A 21,238-nucleotide genomic window follows, 5' to 3' on the forward strand; every position below is an offset into this window, starting at 1 on the left:
GCGTGACTGTCGTCACGAGTACGCGATGCACGACCGTGGAGCGTCCGCCTGTTCCCCCGCCCCTTCCTCCGCCCTGTCGCCACGCGCGGTCAGGCGGCGCCGAGGGTCGCCAACAGGACCGCCTTGATGGTGTGCATCCGGTTCTCGGCCTCGTCGAAGACCACCGAGTGCTCGGACTCGAAGACCTCGTCCGTCACCTCGAGGGAGCTCAGGCCGTGCCGTGCGTGGATCTCCCGCCCGACCTCGGTCCCGAGATCGTGGAACGCCGGCAGGCAGTGCAGGAATTTGACGTCGGGGCGGCCGGTGGCGCGCAGCACGTCCATGGTCACGGCGTAGGGGCCGAGCAGCGCGATCCGCTCGTCCCACACCTCCTTGGGCTCTCCCATGGAGACCCAGACGTCGGTGGCGACGAAACCGGCGCCGCGCACGCCCTCGGCGACGTCCTCGGTGAGCGTGATCCGTGCGCCGCTGGCGGCGGCGAGTTCCTCGGCCCGCTCGACGATGTCCTCCTGGGGCCACAGGCACTTCGGCGCCACGATCCGCACGTCCATGCCGAGCAGTGCACCGGTGACCAGGTACGAGTTACCCATGTTGTAGCGAGCGTCGCCGAGGTAGGCGAACGCGGTCTCGTCGAGGGAGGCGGAGCCGTGCTCGGTCATGGTGAGGACGTCGGCGAGCATCTGGGTCGGGTGCCAGCGGTCGGTCAGCCCGTTGAACACCGGGACTCCGGCGTAGGCGGCGAGTTCCTCGGCCGTCTCGTGGCTGTGCCCCCGGTACTCGATGCCGTCGAACATCCGGCCGAGCACCCGGGCGGTGTCCCGAACCGACTCCTTGTGGCCGATCTGGGACCCGCTCGGGTCGAGATAGGTGGTCGAGGCACCTTGATCGGCAGCCGCGACCTCGAAGGCACAGCGGGTGCGGGTGGACGTCTTCTCGAAGACCAGCGCGATGTTGCGCCCCTGGAGGCGCCTGACCTCGTTCCCCGCCCGCTTCGCGGCCTTCAGCTCTGCGGACAGACCGATGAGCCCACGGAACTCCTCGGCGGTGAAGTCGATCTCCTTGAGGAAGTGGCGGCCCGTGAGGTCAATCGCCATGGTGGCTCCTCGGTCACGATGATGGGGGACCTCGGAAGTATATACGAGACCTTGTATTCTTATACGGGATCACGCTGGACGGGACAGCTCATGCAACGCGGCCCTCCCCGGCCTCGCCCCAGCTCGCTCCCCGGTATGTCGATCACCTCGATACCGCGCTTGCGCAGGAAGGTGTTCGTCGTGGCGTTCCGCTCGTAGGCGATCACCACACCGGGCTCAACGGCGAGGACGTTGCAGCCGTCGTCCCACTGCTCCCGCTCCGCGGCATGCACGTCCTGGGTCGCGGTGAGGACCCGGATGGAGTCCAGGCCGAGCGCCGCCGCGATCGCCCGGTGCATGTGCTCCGGCGGGTGGTCGGTGACCTTCAGCTCCTGGCGGTCCGCACCGGGCTCGATGGTGTAGGAGCGGAGCATCCCGAGGCCGGCGTACTGCGTGAACGTGTCCCCGTCCACCATGGTCATCACCGTGTCCAGGTGCATGAACGCACGGCCCTTCGGCATGTCGAGCGCCACGATGGTGCGAGCCGAACCGGCGTCGAACAGGCCGCGCGCCAGCATCTCCACCGCCTGCGGGGTGGTCCGCTCGCTCATGCCGATGAGGACCGCACCGTTGCCGATGACCAGCACGTCACCGCCCTCGATCGTCGACGGGTAGGCCTCCTGGCCCTCGGACCAGACCTGGAAGTCGCCCGCGAGATCACCCGTGAACAGCGGATGGTGCCGGTAGATGGCCTCGAAGTGGACGGTCTCCCGCTGCCGGGCCGGCCACCGCATGGCGTTGATCGACACCCCGTCGTAGACCCAGGCGGAGGTGTCGCGGGTGAAGAGGTGGTTGGGCAGTGGGGCCAGCAGGAAATCGTCCAGGTCCATCACGTGGAAACGGACCGAGGTCGGCTCGGCATGGCCCTCCAGGAACTCGCGCTTGGTCATCCCGCCGACCAGTGCCTCGACGAGCTGAGGGATGGGCAACTCCTCGAACGCCGCGCGCAGATGGCCAGTGGCGAGCGGGCCGTACTCCTTCTCGTCGAAGACCCGGTCCAGCACCAGCGCGCGGGCCTGGGGAACGGCGAGGCTCTCGGCGAGGAGATCTCCGAACAGGTGGACCTCCACGCCGCGGTCGCGCAGCACGTCGGCGAACCCGTCGTGCTCCTGGCGGGCGCGGCGCACCCACAGCAGGTCGTCGAAGAGCAACGCGTCCTTGTTGCTCGGTGTGAGCCTCTTCAGCTCGAGGTCCGGACGGTGCAGGATGACGCGGCGGAGCCGCCCGGCCTCGGAATCCACGTGGAACGCCATGCCTCCATCCTTGCCGATCAGAGCGGTCCGCGCGGCGCAAGGACGCAGATTCCGTGCGCCGGGCGGCCTTCCGTGACCTCGGCCGGTCTCCGCGAGCCCGCCGTTCCCTGCGGAAGGTCAGGTTTCCGGCGACATGCGCCGGGCCAGCTCGCGGACGGCATCGGGGCCCACCCGGCAACAGCCCCCGATCAGCCGGGCGCCCGACGCCTGCCAGGCGTGGATACGGTCCGGATCGAAGTCGGTGCCGCCCCGCCAGGCTCTGGCCCGGGCGTCCCACACCTCGCCGCTGTTGGGATAGACGACGACGGGTTTGCCCGTCACGTCCGCCGCGACGGCGACCGCGGAGTCGGCATCGGCCGGATCACAGCAGTTGATGCCCGCGGCGATGACCTGGTCGTTGCCGCGGACCAGTGCCAGCGCCTCCTCCAGTGGCTGTCCGGCACGCGTGGCTCCGTTCGCCACCGTGAACGACAGCCACAGCGGCAGACCCGTTCCCTCGGCAGCCCGCAGCATGGCCTCGGCCTCGGTGGCGTCGGGAACGGTCTCCAGCGCCAGGACGTCGGGCTCAGCTTCGGCGAGCGCCTCGATCCGCGGGAGGTGGAACCGCTCCAGCTCCCGCACGGTCAGCCCGTAACGGCCCCGGTACTCACTGCCGTCGGCGAGCATCGCGCCGTACGGGCCGACCGAGGCCGCGACCCACACCTCCTCCCCTGCTCCGGCGGCCCGCCGGGCCAGCTCCACACTGCGCCGCAGCAGCCGGCCGGTCTCCGCACGCCCGATCCCCCGCCGGGCGAAGCCCTCGTACGTCGCCTGGTAGCTCGCCGTGATGAGTACCTGCGCGCCCGCACGGACGTAGGCAGCATGTGCTTCCTCGATCATTTCCGGGGCCTCCGTCAGCAACCGGGCCGACCAGAGCTCACCGGACAGGTCGGCGCCCTGGTCGACGAGCTGGTTCGACAGCCCGCCGTCAAGGACCACGGCCCGTGCCGTGAGGGCGTCGGAGAGGGAGGGGACGTGACGGGGCATCGCCGGTTCGCGCCCCCTCAGCCCAGCCGGCCGAGGACCTGGGAGGAGATCAGCTCCAAGTGGTCCAGGTCGTGGAGGTCGAGGATCTGGAGGTACATGCGGGAGGCGCCGAGGGCGGCGTAACGGCCGATCCTGTCCACGACCTCCTCGGGTGATCCCGCGAGGCCGTTGGCCTTCAGCTCCGCCACATCGCGGCCGATCGCGGCGGCCCGGCGGGCAACCTCGGCGTCGCTCCTGCCCACGCAGGTGACCAGGGCGTTGGAGTAGACGAGCTCACCGGCGGGTCGTCCGCCGGCCTCTGCGGCCATTCGCACCCGTCCGAACTGCCGCTCGGTGTCCTCGAGGGAGCCGAACGGGACGTTGAACTCGTCCGCGTACCGCGCCGCGAGCGCCGGGGTGCGGACCGCACCGTGGCCGCCGATCAGCACCGGCACCCTGGACTGGTACGGCTTGGGCAGAGCGGGGGACTTCTCCAGCCGGTAGTGCTCGCCCTCGTAGCCGAAAGTCTCGCCCGGCGCCGTGCCCCAGAGCCCGGTGATGACCGCCAGCTGCTCCTCGAGCCGGGCGAACCTGTCCTTCGGGAACGGAACGCCGTACGCGCGGTGCTCCTCCTCGAACCACCCTGCCCCCAGGCCGAGTTCGACTCGCCCCCCGGACATCCGGTCGACCTGTGCCGCCTGGATCGCCAGCACTCCCGGCAGCCGGAACGTGGCAGCCGACATGAGGGTGCCCAGGCGGATGCGCTTCGTCTCACGGGCAAGACCGGCCAGAGTGATCCATGCGTCGGTGGGGCCCGGCAGCCCGTCCCCGCCCCCCATCCGGAGGTAGTGGTCGGAGCGGAAGAAGGCATCGAAGCCCAGGTCCTCCGTCGCCTTCGCCACGGTGAGGAGGGTGTCGTAGTCGGCGCCCTGCTGGGGCTCGGTGAAAATGCGCAGATCCATTCCTCCATACTGCCCCTCCCCGACCCGGCCGGCGGGGGCCCGCACCACCGCACCCCGCTGCGGCTATCCCCCGTCCACCGGCCCGCCCCCGACCTGGGCGTTCCGGGCGCCACCGGCCGCCGGATCAGGACCGGAACCCTCCTGCGGCGCGTCCTCCCCCGCAGGCTGCACCCCCTCCCGTGGGCCGTCCCTCGCAGCCAGCTTGCGCAGGAGTGCCCGCACCCGGTCGCCGGACTCGTCCGCGGTGTCGATCGCCTCGACGCACTCCCAGTAGATCCGCTCGTCCTCCGTGGAGCAGGCGACGGCCACCAGGGCCACGCCCGCCTCTCCGAGCAGGGCCGACAGAGCCGTCAACGCCCGTCGCGGTTCCTGCACTTCGGACAGTTGCGCCGCGCGCACCGCGCCCACACCGGCCAGTCCACGGTGCAGCTCCTCGTGCGCCCGCATCCCCGCCTCGCTCAGCCCCCGCACGTCCGCCCGCATCTCGGGCGGCCCCGTGACAGCGAGACTGCCTCCGACCGCCGCGGCCAGCGCCTGGACCTGCAACGCCTCGATCACGACATCCTCGGCGGCTCGTGCCTGCACCAGGGCGCACCGAGTGGCTTCGATCAGCCGCATCGCTTCCATCAACCCACCCCTTCACCGCACGTGAAAACTCCACTACCCAGCGTGATATTTCCGGGACGGAAAAGCCAGAGGTACGGGCACATCTGTGGACAGGATGAGGAAAATGGACAACTTGCTCACTCCATGGAGTGAGACCCCCTCGAGGGTGGAGGGAAGCGTTCCTCGTTGCGCTCGATCTTCTCCGTCAACGCCGCGAGGGGGTCGACACCGAGAACGGTGCACAACTGCAGCAGATAGGCCAGCACGTCGGCGACCTCGTCCCGGACGCGCACCGCCGTTCCGGGGTCCTCCATCACCCGGCCCGATTCCCCGGGGGTGAGCCATTGGAAGATCTCCAGCAGCTCCGAGGCCTCGACGCTCAGCGCGGCCGCCAGGTTCTTGGGGGTGTGGAACGGCTGCCAGTCACGCGCGGCGGCGAAGTCGGCCAGTCTGCGCTGCAACGCGGCGACCCCGGGGGCCGGCTCCTCGGATTCATTCACGGACGCAGGTCTACCACCGACACTCCGTCGACAGCCGCGGCGGCGGAGCCGTCGTGGGCCGCACCCACCAGCCGCACATGGCCTCGCGCCCCCATGCGCACGGCCACCGCCAGCAGTTCACGCACCTGCCGCGCATCGAGGGACCGGTCGAACCCGTCGGCCAGCAGCGTCAGCGCCTGGCGGGCCGGCAGCACCTCGGCCGCGGGCTCCATGGACAGTACCCCCGGCCCGGTCAGCAGGACGAGCGCCAGCCCGAGGTAGCGCAGTTCGCCGGAACCGAGCCGTCCGGCGGGTGTGGCGCCGAGCGGCCCTCGGTCCAGCAGCGCACGGACCGAGCCGTCCGCGAGGTCCTCCACCCGGATGTCGTCGACCCTCCCGGCGCACCCCGCGCCGAGTGCCGAGACCAGGGCCGCGTGACGCATCGGGAACTCTTCCCGGATGCGCCGCAGCACGTCCGCCACGTTCGAGCAGTCCCGGAGCAGCCTGCCCTTCCCCACCGGCACCGGGGCCCGCATCGACGACGGCCGGGGGTCGCACGGGAAGACCGAGCGCAGGGCCACCACGACCTGTTCCACCGCCGCGAGCACCTCCCGTTCCCCGTCGGTACGGCCCGCCACCCGTAAGGGCAGCAGTGCCGTCCCGAGCCGGTCGTCCGGCAGCGGAACACGCGTCACCGGGACGGATCCCGCCGTGTGCCAGGCCGCCTGTACCGTCCGCCGGCCGGGATCGCGCAGTGCCGTCGACAGCAGGGTCCGGCCGCCTGCGGTGAGGCGTTCGCCGACGATGCGCAACTCCGGCTCCGCCTGGATCGCGGCGTCCAACTGCACGGCGCCCTCCGGGCCGTCCACGGTGCAGCCGATGCGGAACCCGCGTCTGCCCTGGGCGTCGGCGCGGGCCCGCTCCGGAACGCACGACGACGGATCCGGGAAGACGTCGCCGAGCGAGTCGCCGCCGCAGAGACGTACCAGGGAGTCGAACGCCTCCAGGGCACCGGACTTGCCGCTTCCGCTCGGCCCCGCGAAGACGGTCACCGGCGCCAGCGGGAACGCGGCCCCGCGGTGCGACCGGTAAGCCGAGAGCCGCAGTTCGGTCACACAGGGGCGGTGCACGCGGACGGGACCGGGGGTGTTCGGGCTGGTTGCATCCATGCGCCGGACCGTAGGCGGAGGCCGGTGAGCCGAACCGTTACGCCTGTGCGCCGTTCCCACGATCGGGTTACGCCGCGGCTCCGGGCCCGGCACCCGGCACCGGACCGCGGACCGGCGGGACCCGGGCACGCGTCCGGAGCTGCGCCGTGCGCCCTAATGCTCCCGCATGCCCCAGGGCGATCCGTAGTCGACGAGCAGGTCGAGGAACGGCTTCGGCGGCATGGCCTCGGGGCCCATCACACCCGCACCGCCCCACACCTTCCCGGCCATCAGCTCCAGGGCGATCACCGGGTTGACGGCGGTCTGCCACACGACGGCCTGGGAGCCGTACGTGCTCATGGACCACTGGTTGTCGACCACATGGTAGAGGTACACCTCCCGCGGCCTGCCGTCCTTGACGCCCTTGACCCAGGTGCCCGCACAGGTCTTGCCGTGCATGCGTTCGCCGAGGGTCAGCGGATCCGGCAGACAGGCGGCCACCACGTCGCGCGGGGACACCTCCACACCGCCGACCGAGACCGGGTCCGTCCGGTCCAGGCCCAACTGGTGCAGAGTCTTGAGGGTGTTGATGACTTCGCTGCCCAGACCGTACTTGAAGGTGACCCGCCCGACGTCCAGGTGGCGCGGAACCAGGATGACCTCCTCGTGTTCGACGTTGACGCACTCGAGCGGGCCGATGCCCTCGGGGAAGTCGAAGATCTCCGGCTCACTGAACGGAGGCGTGGTGAACCACCTGCGGCCCGCCTCCCAGATCACAGGCGGGTTCAGGCACTCCTCGATCATGGTCCACACCGAGAACGACGGGGCGAAAGCCAGCCCCTCGACCTCCAGGTCGGCTCCGTCGCGGATGCCGATCTCCTCGATGCTGTCGAAGAGTTCGTCGGCTGCGTACCGTGCGAAGACGTCCGACAGGCCCGGCTCTACACCGATCCCGAGCAGGGCGAGCCGGCCCAGCTCCCGCCACTGGTTCTCCAGGGCGAACTGTTCGTCACCGAGCTTGACGCCGCACTCCTCGTACGGGCGCTCCGGGTGGGGCCTGGACAGGGACATCGCCATGTCCAGGTAGTCGCTGCCCGCCGTGAGAGCCGCACGGAACAGCGGCATGACGAACCGGGGATCGGTCGCGTTCAGCAGGACGTCGCAGCGGTGCTCGGTGAGCAGCCGGGTCACCGAGGCCTCGTCGGAGGCGTCGACGCGGGCGGCCGTGAAGCGCGGATCGTCGACGGCGCGGACGGCATCCTGCGCCCGCTCCAGGACGTAGTCGGCGACCACCAAGTGCTCGAAGAACCCCCGGCGGGCGGCGATCGCCACTGCGGCGCTGCCGACGCCGCCTGCTCCGACCAGGAGAATCCTCATCCGGTGCCGTCCTTACGTTCTCGGGTTCCGGCAGCGGCAGACGCCATCGTGGCCTGCGCACGCCGGGCGGCGCGGTCTACCGGAATGATCCACTGGACCCAGGAGGGCGACAACCGGGCATCCCGCAGTCTGGACCGGACGGGTGAGCGAACCGTGCAGCATGCCGCACGGGCACCACCGGACGCCGTCTCTCCGGACGTGGCCGGGACCGGGCACCGTCGAATACGGCCGGGTATCTGCCCGTTCGAATGCTCATCGTCCCGTTCTCGTAACGACGACCGCTCCTGTCACCGGATTCCGTTATCGTCCGGCTCACGGGGAGTGTGGCTCAGGGGGAGGGCTGGGGACATGCGGGTGAAGTCCGGCATCGTCGGCGCAGTGGTCGTGGTCGTGGTGGGGTGCCTCGGCTACGGGGCGTACAACATCTGGAACGGGCTCAGCGGTGGCGCGGCGCAGGCCCGGGTGAAGTCCGGACCGCCGGACGAGAACGAGATCCGCACCACCGCGACGAAGTTCCTCGCCGCATGGGCGAAGGGGGACGCGGACGCCGCCGCGCAGCTCACCGACAACGCGGTGGACGCACGCGTCCTGCTGTCGGGCTACCGCACCGACGCCCACGTGACGAAGGCGACGATCAAACCGGGCACGCCGAACGGTGCGACCGTGCGGTACACCGTCCGGGCGGAGGTCTCCTATCGGGGGAAGACCGAGCCGTGGTCGTACACGTCGTCGCTGCGGATCGTCCGCGGGGTGACGACGGGCCGGGCGCTCGTCGACTGGCAACCGTCGGTTATCCACCCCGAGTTGAAGAAGGGCGAGAGCATCCGGACGGGTGAGGCCGCCTCGCCGCCGATCCGAGCCGTCGACCGCAACGGCGTCGAGCTGACAGGCAAGGAGTACCCGTCGCTCGGACCGCTGCTGGACACGCTGCGGGAGAGGTACGGGGACCGCTCCGGCGGCAAGCCCGGCATCACAACACAGATCGAGAGCACCGTCTCGGACACGGCCTCCCACCGGACCCTGCTGACGCTCGCCCAGGGCAGACCCGGCCGACTGCGCACCACCGTGGACGCACGGATACAGGCGGCCGCCGAGCGGGCGGTGCGCCGCTACGCCCAGTCGTCGGTGGTGGCGATCCAGCCGAGCACGGGAGAGATCAGGGCCGTCGCGAACCACCGCACGGACGCGTTCAACGCGGCGATGGAGGGCAGGCTGGCCCCCGGCTCGACGATGAAGATCGTCACGGCGGCCATGCTGATGGAGAAGGGGGTGGCCGCCGCCGGCCGGACGGCGGAGTGCCCGAAGACCGTCATGTACCAGGGCAGGACCTTCCGCAATCTGGACCACTTCTCCACCAGCGGCCGCAGCTTCGCGGACTCCTTCGCACGCTCCTGCAACACGGCGTTCATCAAGCTGATCGACGACACGGGGGACGACGCGGCGCTGCCCCGTACCGCCCGGGAGGTGTTCGGGATCGGTCTCGACTGGAAGACCGGCGTGACGTCCTTCGACGGCAGTGTCCCGGAGGTCTCGGGCGGCGAGGCCGCCGCGGAGTACATAGGCCAGGGCCAGGTCGCGATGAACCCGCTCAACATGGCCTCCGTCACCGCCACCGCCGCGTCGGGGGTCTTCCACCAGCCGGTGCTCGTGGACCCTTCGCTGGACGGACGCCAACTGGCCGTGGCTGCACGGCGGATGACGCCCCAGGTCGCCAGGCAACTCAGGGACATGATGCGTCTGACGGCCGTGAGCGGTACGGGCGCCCGGGCCATGTCCGGGCTCGGCGGCGACAAGGGCGCCAAGACGGGCTCGGCCGAGGTGGACCAGCAGGGCGAGGCCAACAGCTGGTTCACCGCGTTCCAGGACGACCTGGCGGCGGCGGCCGTCGTCCAGTCGGGCGGACACGGCGGCGATGCGGCAGGGCCGCTGGTCGCCGCGGTGCTGGGCGCGGACTGACGCGTTCGGCGGACCGCGTCACGGGGGCCGCCCTGCCCTGCGGACACCCCTCCCCCTGCACAAAACGCGGCCCCTGCGGCACCATGGGCTCATGGGTGATCACATGGCGACGGACCCGGTCGGGGCCCCTGCAGCGAGCGGCCCGCGGGAGCCGGTGTGCGGGTAGCCCTGTTCGTCACCTGTGTCAACGACACGCTCTACCCGCGCACCGGGCAGGCCGTGGTGACCCTGCTCGAACGGCTCGGCGTCGAGGTCGCATTTCCCGCGGCGCAGAGCTGCTGCGGCCAGCCCCAGTTCAACACCGGCTACCGCCGGGAGAGTGAACCGTTGGTGCGTCGCTACGCCGACGTGTTCCGCGACTACGACCACATCGTCACCCCCTCCGGGTCGTGCGCGGCCATGGTGCGCGACAACCACCCGCGCGTCGGCGACAGGGCCGCGCAGGAGGGGCGGGACGGCGAACTGGCCGAAGCAGCTGCGGCCGCGGCGGCCCGGACGTACGAACTGACGGAGTTCCTCGTCGACGTGCTGAAGGTGACGGACGTCGGTGCGTACTACCCGCACGCCGTCACCTACCACCCGACCTGCCACGGTCTGCGGATGCTCGGCCTCGGGGACCGGCCGCGACGCCTGCTGGAGAACGTCCGCGGGCTGGAGCTGCGCGAACTGCCCGGCGCCGAGGAGTGCTGCGGCTTCGGCGGCACCTTCGCCGTCAAGAACCCGGCGGTCTCCGCCGCCATGGGCGCCGACAAGGCCCGCAGCATCGGTACGACCGGCGCCCAGGCCGTGTGCACGGTGGACAACTCCTGCCTGATGCACATCGGCGGCACCCTGGCCCGGCTCGGGTCACCGGTCCGCCCCGTCCACATCGCCGAGATCCTGGCGAGCACCGAAGGGGACGTGCGATGAGCGGAACCTATCTGGGGATGCCGGCCTTCCCCCGGGCGGCGGCCCTCTCCTCCCAGGACAAGACGCTGCGCGGCAACCTGCGCCACGCCACCCACACCATTCGCGCCAAGCGGGCCAAGGCCGTGGACGAACTCGCCGACTGGGACCGGCTCCGGGAGGCCGGCGCGGCCGTCAAGAACCGCACCCTCCGCCACCTCGACCACTATCTCGAGCAGGTGGAGGCGGCGGTGACGGCGGCCGGCGGTCAGGTGCACTGGGCGGCCGACGCCGCCGAGGCCAACCGGATCGTCACCGGGCTCGTGCAGGCCACCGGCGAGACCGAGGTCGTCAAGGTCAAGTCCATGGCCACGCAGGAGATCGGCCTCAACGACGCCCTCGCCGAGGCCGGCATCACGGCCTGCGAGACCGACCTCGCCGAACTCATCGTCCAGCTCGGCGACGACCTCCCCTCCCACATCCTCGTGCCGGCGATCCACCGCAACCGCTCGGAGATCCGGGAGATCTTCCGTGACCGGATGGCCGACTGGGGCCGCCCGGCACCGGACGGTCTCACCGACACCCCCGCCGAACTCGCCGAGGCCGCCCGGCTGCATCTGCGCGAGAAGTTCCTGCGCGCCAAGGTGGGGATCTCCGGCGCCAACTTCGTCGTCGCGGAGACCGGGACGCTGGTCGTCGTCGAGTCGGAGGGCAACGGGCGGATGTGCCTGACCCTGCCCGAGACACTGATCTCCGTCGTCGGCATCGAGAAGATCGTGCCGGCCTGGCAGGACCTCGAGATCTTCCTGCAGCTTCTCCCCCGCTCGTCCACGGCGGAGCGCATGAATCCGTACACCTCGATGTGGACGGGCACCTCCGACGACGACGGGCCCCGCACGTTCCACCTCGTGCTCCTCGACAACGGCCGCACCGACACCCTGGCCGACACCGTCGGCCGGCAGGCACTGCGCTGCATCCGCTGCTCGGCGTGCCTGAACGTCTGCCCGGTGTACGAGCGGGCCGGCGGTCACGCATACGGCTCCCCGTACCCGGGGCCGATCGGCGCGATCCTCACGCCCCAGATACGCGGCACCGACAGCGAATTGGACGCCTCCCTGCCCTACGCGTCCACCCTGTGCGGCGCCTGCTACGAGGTGTGCCCGGTAGCCATCGACATCCCGGAGGTCCTCGTCCATCTGCGGGAACGGGTCGCCGAGGGCGGCGAGGTGACGCGGCGCGGCACCAGGGTGAAGGTCAAGCCTGCCAAGGGCCACGCGGCCGAGCGCGCGGCGATGCGCGCCTCCCGCTGGCTGCTGGACCGGCCCGGTGCACTGCGCGCGGGCCAACGTGCGCTGTCCCGTAGCCGCAGGTTCCACCCGAAGCGCATGCCCGGTCCCGGCCGGGCCTGGACGGACTCGCGCGACCTGCCCCCGGCGCCGGCCGAGTCCTTCCGGGACTGGTGGGCACGCACCCGCGGCGAGGGGAGGAACCCGTGAGCAGCAAGGACGTGGTGCTGAGCCGGGTGCGCAAAGCGCTCGCGGACGTCCCCGACGACGAGCAGCCGCAGGATGTCCCGGTGCCGCGCAGCTACCTGCGTGTCCACGGCGAGCGGACGGCCGTCGGGACCGTCGCGCTGCTGGCCGACAACCTGGAGGACTACCGGGCGCTGGTGCACCACTGCACCGGTGACGAACTGCCCGGACTCGTCGCACGCCTCCTCGCCGACCGGGGTGCCCGCACGGTGGTGGCTCCCGGGGGCCTGCCCGAAGGCTGGCTCGCGATGGCGGTGGCGGACGGCGTGGAGCGGGTGCCGGACGCACCGGACGTGACGGCTCGCCGGCTCGACGCGGTCGACAGCGTCGTCACCGGCTGCGCGGTGGCCGTCGCCGAGACCGGGACGCTCGTCCTGGACGCAGGCGCGGGCCAGGGGCGCCGCCGAATCACCCTCGTGCCCGACCACCACATCTGTGTCGTACGGGTTCCCGAGCAGGTGGTGGACTCGGTGCCGCAGGCCCTCGAACAGCTCGACCCCACCCGTCCGTTGACCTGGATCAGCGGCCCGTCCGCCACCAGTGACATCGAACTGGACCGGGTGGAGGGCGTCCACGGTCCGCGCGTCCTCGAAGTCGTCCTGCTCGCGGGCTGATCCGGCTGCCCGCTCCTGCGGCGAGCAGGGGAGCCGGCCGAGGCGCCTGCACGCAGTCACCGCATCCGGGCGTGCGCCACCGTGATCCCCCGCCACGGATGTGTGAGGCTGGACGGGTCGTCATCCGCACGGACGGCGAGCAGCCGACACAGTTGAGGAGCAGTCCAGGATGTCCAGGCCACCTCTTCCCGAATCCGCGGTGACCGTGCTGGTCAAGCCCAACCCGGCCGTCATCACCACCCTGCGCTCGGACGGTCAGCCCGTGTCCACGGCCACCTGGTACCTCTGGGAGGACGGCCGGGTCCTCGTCAACATGGACGAGGGGCGCAAGCGGCTGCAGCACCTGCGCAACGACCCCCGGGTCACGCTCACCGTGCTCGACGAAGGCAACTGGTACACCCACATCAGCCTCATCGGCCGCGTCGTCGAGTTCAAGGACGACGACGGCCTGACCGACATCGACCGGCTCGCCCGCCAGTACCTGGGCAAGACGTACCCGCAGCGGGACCGCCCTCGCGTCAGCGCCTGGATCGAGATCGACCGCTGGCACGGGTGGGGCTCCCTGAAGGACAGCAGCCAGGCGGGCTGACCCCGTCCGGGGCCCCGGCCCCTCACAGGACGGCCGGTTCGTCCGGCCGTCCTCCGGCCGGTGGGCACTGCCGGACGACGTACTGCGCACCGGCCGCCGGGAAGTGGCTCACCGGACACTGTCCGGGCCGTCCCCCCGCGCGCCCGTCCGCCGCATCAGGTGTCTCTCCGGCGCGGGCTCCGCCGGGGCTCCCCCGGTGCCGGAAGACTCGGTGCGAGCCGTCCCGGGGTCACTGCGCCAGGGTACGCCGGGCCGCCGTGAGCGCCTGCTCGGCGTAGGAGCGGCCGAACAGCACCGCGTGCACCAACAGCGGGAAGAGCTGGTGCAGCCCGATGCGGTCGGCCCAGCCGTCCGCCAGTGGCGCCCCGTCCTGGTAGCCCTCGATCACCCGGTCCAGGTACGGGCAGCCGAAGAGGCGCAGCATCGCCAGGTCGGTCTCCCGGTGGCCGCCGTGCGCGGCCGGATCGATCAGCCGGACGTGTCCGTCGTCGCCCCACAGCACGTTGCCGTTCCACAGATCGCCGTGCAGGCGGGCCGGCGGCTCGGCGGGGCCGGCCAGTTCGGGGAGCCGCTCACAGGCACGCTCGACCACGGCTGCCTCGGCGCCGCGGACGATGCCGTCGTCGACGGCGCGGCGCAGGTACGGGAGCACCCGGTGCCCGGCGTACCAGCGCGGCCAGTCCGGGCCGGGCACGTTGCGCATGGGCGCGAGCCCGATCCAGGCGTCCTCGAGCCCCCCGGGCGGCGGGGCGCCGAACGCGGGCGCGCCCGCGGCGTGCAGGGCGGCCAGGTCCCGTCCGAACCGGACGGCTGCTGCGGTACTCGGCGGGCCGGACCGCACCAGATCCGTGACCAGCCAGTGGTCGTCGTGCCCCTGCACCGTCGGGACGCGGACGGTGCCGGCGTCGGCCAGCCAGCGCAGTCCCGCCGCCTCGGCCCGAGCCGCACCGGGATCGTCGGCGCGCTTGACCATCACCAGGTGCCCGTCGTCGAGCGTGACTTCGGCGAGCGCCGGGGACAGCGGACGTTCGCCGGTCACCGGCCGGCCGGTGAGGCGGGCCGCCACACCGGCGGGGGTTCCGGCGTCTCCGGCTGCCGGGCGGTTGGTCATGCGCACACGTTCTCGCGGGCCCAGGTGAGCAGGCCCGGCACCGTGGCCTCGATCATGGCCAGCACCTCGCCGAATCCCTCGGGGCCGCCGTAGTACGGGTCCGGCACGTCCAGGTCGCCGGTCGCGTGCGGGTCGAAGGACCGCAGCATCCGGACCCGGGACGGGGAATCGACCAGCCGGAGCAGCGCCTGCTCGTGGCCGCGGTCCATCGCCAGCAGCAGATCGGCTTCCAGGTGCTCGGTACCGACCTGAGCCGCGACGTGCTCGACGGGGTAGCCGTGGTGGGCCAGCAGTTCGCCCGCCCGCTCGTCGATGGGGCCGCCGACGTGCCAGGAGCCGATGCCGGCGCTGGTGACGCGTACGTCGCCGTCGAGCCCGGCCCGGCGCAGGTGCTCGGCGAAGACGAGCGCGGCGGACGGCGACCGGCAGATGTTCCCGGTGCAGACGAAGCAGATGTGCATGGCTACGAGGGTACGTCCGCGCCGGGGCCGGGCGGGCCCGCCCGGCCCTGCCCGCGCTGCGCGTGCCCATGCGCAATGGCGTCGATCCCCGGCTTTGGCAGAACCGCCATCGCCCGGCGCGCCGGAGCCGTGGCCTCGCGGCCCTGGGAGCACCTCGCACAGGTGGTCGCGCATCGGCGCAAGTCCGTCTGCCGGCCGGGGACGGCTAGACAACCAGCAGCACGTCCCTGCATGAGTAACCGAGAGCCTTCGAGTAGACCTCCAGGGTCCAGCGCCCGGATTCGGCACGCAGTTCGGCACGGAAGCCCCCGCCTCCGGACGGCTGCATCACCTCGTCGGACACACACCTGCCGTCCCCGCCGAGACGCCGGACCCTCAGTCCCATCGCGGGATCGGCGTTCGTCACCCATACCTCGAAGGGCTCTCCGGCCTGTGCGAAGTCGGGAAACTCGACTCCGACGGGTTCCCCGGCGCTCAGCACCCCGGCCAGCGCGAGGCCATCGCAGATGCGCTTCAACTGCTTGCGGGCGTGCCCGGAGTTGATGAGGTCCGCATGCCTGCTGTCGAGCCACACCGTCTGACCGGTGTCGGACCACTCGGGGGGCGTCTGGGCGAAGTCCGCCACCGTGCCGTCACCGTGGAGCAGCAGACCCCGGTCTTCCGGATCCCCGGAATCCGAGAAGTCCTGATGGAACTTCGGCCTGCCCCCCGACGAGAAGGAGAGCGCCTGGTCGGTCCGGTGCTTGTCGCCTCCCAGGGCAACCAGCGTGCAGCGCCTCGACCCGTGCACCGCGTCGTTCTCCTCGATGGCGTCCTGCACCTCCTGGAAGAAGGCGAAGGAGTCGTCGATCATTCGGGTGCCCACCCCCTCGACCGGTTGCCCCTTGAGACGGGACCTGCCCTCCTGGGGGTCGACCACCACCCGGTAGGTGGGGATGAGCTGGCCGAGCGAGGGATAGGTCGAGCAGACCTCGTGGATCCACTCCCGGAACGGGCTCGGCACCCACCGCACCTGGCCGGTCAGGAACCGCAGCGCCTTGACGCTCCCCGAGAAGGGCGTGCCCAGCGTGGCGACCGACCGGGTCTGCTCCCACCCCCCGAGCACCTCGGTGTAGTACCGCACCACCAGACCGCCCATGGAACGGCACAGGAAGATCACCTTGGCCTCCCCGGCCCGCGGAAACCGCTTGGGGTCGGCCGTCTCCTGCCACCGGGTCAACCGCTCCTGGACGAAGAGTTTCAGTTTCCCGGCCGAATTGCGGTTGCTCAGGCGCCAGTCGTAGGGGAACTCCGCGAATCGCTCCTCCTCGATGCCGAGCAGCCTGCGGAGGTCCGGATATTCCATGTTGGAGACAAGCCCCGGAAGGAGACGCGGCCCGTGGATCACGCCGCCCAACTCCAGGGCGTGCGGCGACTCCGGGTCGTCGTCCCCGATGTCCTTGGGCAGTTGGAGCATCTTCCTGGTTCTCCCGGGCCGGAGGAGTCCGCTCATCGCCTCCGGGGTCAGATCCCAGACATCGGCTCCGCTCCGGGTCAGGGCCGTGCCCATGATGCCCGGAACGAGAACGACCAGATCGTGCTTCACAGGACGCTCCTCATGTCTCGTCGAGCGGATTCCCCCACCCGATGACCGATGGCCTCGGGACCGGAGACCGGATGGCCGGCCGGCCATGGCACGAACACCTGATCGCAGCGGACACTGTTCTGGCCGACGCCCTGGACCATGAGGGTGATGCCGTCGCCGTCGAAGGCCGAGTCCACGCCGGTCACGTCGTATCCCCGGGATTCCACGGGCTCCAGGGCCCGTTCCCGCCTGATGTCCCAGAGCCTGAGGCGGCCGGAGTCACGGCTCCAGCCGACGAGCAGAGGGCGCTGAGGCGGACCCGCCAGAGCGACACCGTCGAGTGCTCCGCCGGACTGCCGCGGCAGGACGGTCGGCACGGCGTAACCCCCGTCGCACTCGGCGAACTTCACCGTCTCCCCGGTGGTGAACGCGATGAGCGGAACCGGCGACGTCGTGCGCTGCAACAGTCCCGTGGCCACTGCCCTGGTCCTGACGGCGTTGACCGGCTGCGGCTTCGTCCCGGGCTCCGTGAGGTCCCAGACCCGTACCGCGTTGCCACCCCACGCCGACAGCCAGGAGGGGCCAGAGGCAAGGCCCACCGCCTCTATCCGCTGCACGGCGCCGGCGGCTCCCATCCAGAACGTCCGCCCTTCCTCCCATGCACCGCGGGCCTTCATCTCGCGTTCCCAGGTGACCACGCTCTGCCCGTGCGGCCACAGCAGCCGCAGCCGGTCCTTTCCGGTCGCGTGGAGAGCCAGGGAAGGCACCGGTCGATCGGCCGGCCCCGGCAGTACGAAGTTCTCGGTCTCCAGCAGTTCCAGTCCCGGCCCGAGCGTCCAGAGCTGACCGCGCCTGCGTCCGACCGCCGCGGTCAGCCACCGGTCACCGACCCTCGCCGCGGAGATCGCTTCCACCTCCTCGGGGTGCACGAGCCGGAGCGCCTCGCCGGTCTGCCCGTCGGAGGAGTGCAGGCTCAACATCACGTCGGGGCCCTGCGAGCGGCTCAGCAGCAGGGTTCCGCCGGGGCCTCCGCCCGTTACCCGCAGCCGTGTCCTGCCGACCGCCCTCCGGCCGGTGTGGCGGGCGCCGGGCGCATCCCCCGCCGCCGGTGCATCGTGCGGCTCCCAGACGCGGATCCGCGTCTCGTCCGCCACCGCCAGACGCCCTGTCCCCGAAGGGTCGAACGCCAGGGACTGGTGATGGTGATCGCACGGCAACGAAACGTACTCCGCGCCCTTTTCATCCCAGATGCGGACCGCGGCGTCCTCCCCGACCGCTGTCAGCACTCCACGCGGGCCCCGCCCGACGGTGACCGCACGGCCGGCACTCGCGGGGCCGGGGCTGAACAGGGGGCGCGCCTCCCCCTGGAAGAGGTCGTCCATCCGCCAGGCACGGAGCGCGCGACCGTCCAGCGCCCCGATCACCGACCCGGACACGCCACCGTCCGGCAGGACCAGAGCCGACACCGCGATGACCGACTCGATGCCGTCCCTCAGTGACCGGACGCGACGCAGCGGCTCCTTCATCGTCTTCCGCCCGGGCACCTCCCACACGTTCACCCCCGTGGGCCCACCGGTCACCACGGCGGCCCTCCCGCCCGCCACCAGGAGAGAAACGCAGCGGACCGGCACGCCGAGGGTGTGCATGCGGAGTTCGGCTCTGGAGTACTCCATGGTGCTGTCCCACCGCCACAGCCACAGGCGGTCACCGTCGACGGTGGCGAGCAGGACCTCGTTGCCCCAACGCACCGAGTCGACGGCGCCCGGAGTCCCGCCCCAGTACAGCTCTTCCACCGGGTACCTGCCGCTGCCGTGCCACATCCGCACGCACAGGCCGTCATGCGTGGCGACCACCCGGCTGTCGCCCCGGCCCGACGCCGTCACTCCCCGCTGCCGTGGAGGAGCCGCCCAGGTGTCCGGTCCGGTGTCCCTCCCCAGGACCTCGTGTCCTTCCGCGGTCCACGACTTGACCTCACCGGCGCCCGACGCATGGATGATTCCGTCGCCGTGCGCCTCCCAGTGCACGGCGAGCGCCCCGCCCGGCGGGGCGGGCCAGCTCCTGTGCAGGGGAAGCCGTGCGGCACTGCTCCACACGTCCTCCCAGAACACGGACGACGGCTTCGGCACGGCGGCGAGGAACTCCCGCGAGAACATGGCCAGTGCGGTGGCACGGAGCATCGCCCATCTGGCCGCTTCCGTCGGGTGCCGGCGGAAGTGCCCGGCCACGCCCAGGTAGAGCGCGCTCTGGGCGGTGGTCGAAAGCCGGGCGGCGACCAGGGGCTCGAGGACGTCGGGCGATGCGGCGACCAGGAAGTGGCAGTCGTCCACCAGCTCCGCGAGCAGGTCGTCCCCGCCCAGTGCGGCATGCGCGGTGAGGTGGTGCTTCACATAGTTTTCGGTGGTTCGCCAGTCCTCGCCCCTGCGCGGAGTCAGAGCCCGGTGGATCGCCCGGTGCATCCTCCGCTGCTCCAGCTCGTCGCTGAGCAGATGGGCCCCGAAACTGGGATGGTGGAGGCGGTACACCTCCTCACCCGACTCGACATCCCTCGTGATCGTCACGCCGGCGGCCCTGCGGATCACGTCGCGCAGGTCCTCCTCCCCGTACTCCCTGCTCCCCGGAGCACGCACCGCGTTGGTCACGGCCAGCCACACCCTGGGCTGGGGCAGTCCGACTCCCTGGGCCAGCGCGAGAGCGGTCATGAAGTCCCGGATCCGGGCGGTGTCCTGCGGGTCGAGCCGTAACAGCTCCTCGGCCAGGAGGGCGTCGAGGACGGACGTCCCCTGGCGTAGCTCCCTGCGCAGCTGCTCCGCGTCCGACGGCATCGGTCGCTCGGCGACATGTCTGGCCCACAGGGTGGCCACGAGAAAGAGGCCGTTGCTGCCGGCCGCGATCTGCCGGGCGACGGCGGCACGTTGCTGCGCCGCATGCGGCAGCCGGTAGGGGGAGTTCTCCTCGGCGAGCAGCCGTTCGACGTGCCGGGCGATGTCCTGCTCGGTCCGGGCCTCCTGGTCCAGCTCCATCACGATGGTGGAGTGCAGCACGTCCAGCAGTGTTTCGGCGCGGAGATCACCCGGAAGGCTGCGGCGGGCGTTCGGCCGGGTGGCGACCACCACCCGCACCCCGGGCAGGGCCGCGAGGGGGTTGAGCAGACCGCGTGCGATGTCGAAGGAATGCCCCGCCGCCGCCTCGTCGAGCCCGTCGAACATCAGTGTGAGGCTGCCTTTGAGCTCGGCCAGTGCCTCGACCTCCTGCACAAGGCTGTGCGGGGACCCCTGCTTGATCTCCGCCGTGTGCAGGCCGAGCGGTGTCAGGCCCCGGGTCAGCTCCTCGCACAGCGTCGACAGTGTCCTGCCGCGGCAGTGGAGCGCGGCATTGACCGAACGGAGTTCGGGCAGCACCCGGGGGCGGCGGTCCTCGGGGAGGGAGGACACGAAGTGCTCGACGGTCAGATGCGCCACATACGCCAGGAGCGTCGACTTGCCCGCGCCGGATGCCCCCGTGACCGTGAGCATCCCGGATTCCTGGACGCGCAGCCAGTTGATCAGGTCGCCGAGTACCCGATGCCGCGAGGCGAAGTCCCGCAGATGCCAGCTCTCGCCCGAGCCGGAGAACACCGGCAGTTCCTCGCCGGCGAGTTCCTTGCCGATCCATGACCGGTCGTCCTGCGGGCGCAGCGCGGACCGCGCCCGCGGGGACCAGTACGGGTTGGGCAGGAACCAGGCGCGGAGCGTCTGCGGCTCCTGCCAGTACGGGACCTGATCGTCGATCAGGCTCCTGATCGCGCTCATCAGCTGCTGGAAGGGAACGAAGGCGTTCTCCCGTTGGAAGATCCGCACACTGCCGTCGATGACCTGTTCCGGATCCGAAAGGACCCGCTCCAGGCAGTCGACCCAGTGTCCCTCCAGCGCTTCCTGACGTGATCCGGCGGTCGCGACCACGGCGAATCCGGCCTCCGCGTCGTCGACACCGGCTCGCAGCCGTGCGTCCTTGACGTGGTGGCTGACCTCGCGCACCGCCTCGCCCGAGAAGCAGGCGTCCAGGACGAGAAGCGTGTCCGTGGGGTCCTCGGCGAGCCAGGAGACCAGTTCCTCGGCCGAAACGGCCCGGCGGGGATCGAACTCCCCCTTCTGGTAACTGTCTTCACAGGCGAGATAGAAGACGCCGGACACCACTTCGCCGTGCCCGGTCCAGTAGAGAATCTTCCTGTCCACCGCCTGCTGCCTCAGCCGCAGTAACAGATCGCGGATCTGCTCGCGTCCCGCGGACAGTTCCGCCCCGCCGTCCCCGCCGGTACTGCTGAAGCCCAGTGATGGAACATCGAACCCGAGCCGGACGGCCTGTTCCACGAAACGTGACGCCGTCGTCCGCAGCCGGACGCGGTCCCTGGACCGTCGTGCGTCACCCCGGTACCTGTCGACAACGACGGTCGCGACCACACCGTCACGCTTCTGCCCCCGGTCCAACCGAACTCCCCCTCCGCAGAGTTCAGCCACGCATCCCTGCCGCACAACAGGACGGTTTGTGAAAACCTGACGTTCCCGCACCGCAACCCAGTGTGTTGTT

At 71.1% G+C, this 21,238-nt stretch carries 17 protein-coding genes; 5 read left to right on the top strand and 12 right to left on the bottom strand.

The genetic code is table 11. The features are described 5' to 3' along the window. Positions 1-89: 89 nt before the first annotated feature. The 8 genes from argF to M1E25_RS06405 form a co-directional block, all read right to left on the bottom strand. Positions 90-1,094, bottom strand: a complete 1,005-nt coding sequence (argF, locus tag M1E25_RS06370) for an ornithine carbamoyltransferase (protein ID WP_251410949.1) — start codon at positions 1,092-1,094, stop codon at positions 90-92. Between the two features lie 59 nt (positions 1,095-1,153). Further along, positions 1,154-2,386, bottom strand: a complete 1,233-nt coding sequence (locus tag M1E25_RS06375; protein ID WP_251410952.1) for an arginine deiminase — start codon at positions 2,384-2,386, stop codon at positions 1,154-1,156. Positions 2,387-2,503: 117 nt separating this feature from the next. Then, positions 2,504-3,412 carry a homocysteine S-methyltransferase gene (gene mmuM, locus M1E25_RS06380; protein WP_251410955.1) on the bottom strand — a complete coding sequence of 303 codons (909 nt, stop codon included), beginning with the start codon at positions 3,410-3,412 and terminating at the stop codon, positions 2,504-2,506. 17 nt (positions 3,413-3,429) lie between these two features. Continuing rightward, the gene (locus tag M1E25_RS06385; protein ID WP_251410957.1) at positions 3,430-4,353 is read right to left on the bottom strand and encodes an LLM class F420-dependent oxidoreductase; all 924 of its coding nucleotides are present in this window, start codon (positions 4,351-4,353) and stop codon (positions 3,430-3,432) included. Between the two features lie 63 nt (positions 4,354-4,416). Continuing rightward, the gene (locus M1E25_RS06390) at positions 4,417-4,980 is read right to left on the bottom strand and encodes a DUF6099 family protein (protein WP_308290396.1); all 564 of its coding nucleotides are present in this window, start codon (positions 4,978-4,980) and stop codon (positions 4,417-4,419) included. A 116-nt stretch (positions 4,981-5,096) separates the two neighbouring features. After that, positions 5,097-5,459: a nucleotide pyrophosphohydrolase gene (locus M1E25_RS06395; protein WP_251410960.1), complete on the bottom strand. Its 363-nt coding sequence runs from the start codon at positions 5,457-5,459 to the stop codon at positions 5,097-5,099. Beyond that, positions 5,456-6,607 (bottom strand): AAA family ATPase, encoded by a 1,152-nt coding sequence (locus tag M1E25_RS06400; RefSeq protein WP_251410963.1) that lies wholly within the window; start codon positions 6,605-6,607, stop codon positions 5,456-5,458. Before M1E25_RS06400 ends, M1E25_RS06395 begins: the two co-directional genes overlap by 4 nt. A 153-nt stretch (positions 6,608-6,760) precedes the next feature. Then, positions 6,761-7,963, bottom strand: a complete 1,203-nt coding sequence (locus M1E25_RS06405; RefSeq protein WP_251410966.1) for a saccharopine dehydrogenase family protein — start codon at positions 7,961-7,963, stop codon at positions 6,761-6,763. 348 nt (positions 7,964-8,311) lie between these two features. On the opposite strand from M1E25_RS06405, the gene M1E25_RS06410 reads away from it, so the two are divergent. From M1E25_RS06410 to M1E25_RS06430, 5 genes are all read left to right on the top strand, one after another. Further along, the gene (locus M1E25_RS06410; RefSeq protein ID WP_251410969.1) at positions 8,312-9,919 is read left to right on the top strand and encodes a penicillin-binding transpeptidase domain-containing protein; all 1,608 of its coding nucleotides are present in this window, start codon (positions 8,312-8,314) and stop codon (positions 9,917-9,919) included. A 156-nt stretch (positions 9,920-10,075) separates the two neighbouring features. Beyond that, positions 10,076-10,828: a (Fe-S)-binding protein gene (locus M1E25_RS06415; RefSeq protein WP_251410972.1), complete on the top strand. Its 753-nt coding sequence runs from the start codon at positions 10,076-10,078 to the stop codon at positions 10,826-10,828. Continuing rightward, positions 10,825-12,300 carry a lactate utilization protein B gene (locus tag M1E25_RS06420; RefSeq protein WP_251410975.1) on the top strand — a complete coding sequence of 492 codons (1,476 nt, stop codon included), beginning with the start codon at positions 10,825-10,827 and terminating at the stop codon, positions 12,298-12,300. The genes M1E25_RS06415 and M1E25_RS06420 overlap by 4 nt, the downstream gene beginning before the upstream one ends. Further along, the gene (locus tag M1E25_RS06425) at positions 12,297-12,950 is read left to right on the top strand and encodes a LutC/YkgG family protein (RefSeq protein ID WP_251410978.1); all 654 of its coding nucleotides are present in this window, start codon (positions 12,297-12,299) and stop codon (positions 12,948-12,950) included. The genes M1E25_RS06420 and M1E25_RS06425 overlap by 4 nt, the downstream gene beginning before the upstream one ends. Before the next feature lie 169 nt (positions 12,951-13,119). Further along, on the top strand, positions 13,120-13,539 hold the full coding sequence (locus M1E25_RS06430; RefSeq protein ID WP_251410981.1) for a PPOX class F420-dependent oxidoreductase: 420 nt from the start codon (positions 13,120-13,122) through the stop codon (positions 13,537-13,539). 229 nt (positions 13,540-13,768) lie between these two features. Here the strand turns inward: M1E25_RS06430 and M1E25_RS06435 are convergent, their stop codons facing one another. The 4 genes from M1E25_RS06435 to M1E25_RS06450 form a co-directional block, all read right to left on the bottom strand. Next, positions 13,769-14,650 (bottom strand): fructosamine kinase family protein, encoded by an 882-nt coding sequence (locus M1E25_RS06435; protein WP_251410984.1) that lies wholly within the window; start codon positions 14,648-14,650, stop codon positions 13,769-13,771. Next, positions 14,647-15,111, bottom strand: a complete 465-nt coding sequence (locus M1E25_RS06440; RefSeq protein WP_251410987.1) for a low molecular weight protein-tyrosine-phosphatase — start codon at positions 15,109-15,111, stop codon at positions 14,647-14,649. Before M1E25_RS06440 ends, M1E25_RS06435 begins: the two co-directional genes overlap by 4 nt. 205 nt (positions 15,112-15,316) lie before the next feature. Continuing rightward, positions 15,317-16,696: an esterase/lipase family protein gene (locus M1E25_RS06445; protein WP_251410990.1), complete on the bottom strand. Its 1,380-nt coding sequence runs from the start codon at positions 16,694-16,696 to the stop codon at positions 15,317-15,319. Then, positions 16,693-21,021 carry an NACHT domain-containing protein gene (locus M1E25_RS06450; protein WP_251410993.1) on the bottom strand — a complete coding sequence of 1,443 codons (4,329 nt, stop codon included), beginning with the start codon at positions 21,019-21,021 and terminating at the stop codon, positions 16,693-16,695. The genes M1E25_RS06445 and M1E25_RS06450 overlap by 4 nt, the downstream gene beginning before the upstream one ends. Between the last annotated feature and the right edge of the window lie 217 nt (positions 21,022-21,238).

Origin of the sequence: Streptomyces meridianus (assembly GCF_023703325.1) — a bacterium.
GTDB classification, from domain to species: Bacteria; Actinomycetota; Actinomycetes; order Streptomycetales; family Streptomycetaceae; genus Streptomyces; species Streptomyces meridianus.

What these genes read in the sequence shown, in the direction of transcription:
- argF (WP_251410949.1), bottom strand. Translation starts at nt 1,094, where the DNA reads ATGGCGATTGACCTCACGGGCCGCCACTTCCTCAAGGAGATCGACTTC.
- M1E25_RS06375 (WP_251410952.1), bottom strand. Translation starts at nt 2,386, where the DNA reads ATGGCGTTCCACGTGGATTCCGAGGCCGGGCGGCTCCGCCGCGTCATC.
- mmuM (WP_251410955.1), bottom strand. Translation starts at nt 3,412, where the DNA reads ATGCCCCGTCACGTCCCCTCCCTCTCCGACGCCCTCACGGCACGGGCC.
- M1E25_RS06385 (WP_251410957.1), bottom strand. Translation starts at nt 4,353, where the DNA reads ATGGATCTGCGCATTTTCACCGAGCCCCAGCAGGGCGCCGACTACGAC.
- M1E25_RS06390 (WP_308290396.1), bottom strand. Translation starts at nt 4,980, where the DNA reads ATGGAAGCGATGCGGCTGATCGAAGCCACTCGGTGCGCCCTGGTGCAG.
- M1E25_RS06400 (WP_251410963.1), bottom strand. Translation starts at nt 6,607, where the DNA reads ATGGATGCAACCAGCCCGAACACCCCCGGTCCCGTCCGCGTGCACCGC.
- M1E25_RS06405 (WP_251410966.1), bottom strand. Translation starts at nt 7,963, where the DNA reads ATGAGGATTCTCCTGGTCGGAGCAGGCGGCGTCGGCAGCGCCGCAGTG.
- M1E25_RS06410 (WP_251410969.1), top strand. Translation starts at nt 8,312, where the DNA reads ATGCGGGTGAAGTCCGGCATCGTCGGCGCAGTGGTCGTGGTCGTGGTG.
- M1E25_RS06420 (WP_251410975.1), top strand. Translation starts at nt 10,825, where the DNA reads ATGAGCGGAACCTATCTGGGGATGCCGGCCTTCCCCCGGGCGGCGGCC.
- M1E25_RS06430 (WP_251410981.1), top strand. Translation starts at nt 13,120, where the DNA reads ATGTCCAGGCCACCTCTTCCCGAATCCGCGGTGACCGTGCTGGTCAAG.
- M1E25_RS06435 (WP_251410984.1), bottom strand. Translation starts at nt 14,650, where the DNA reads ATGACCAACCGCCCGGCAGCCGGAGACGCCGGAACCCCCGCCGGTGTG.
- M1E25_RS06440 (WP_251410987.1), bottom strand. Translation starts at nt 15,111, where the DNA reads ATGCACATCTGCTTCGTCTGCACCGGGAACATCTGCCGGTCGCCGTCC.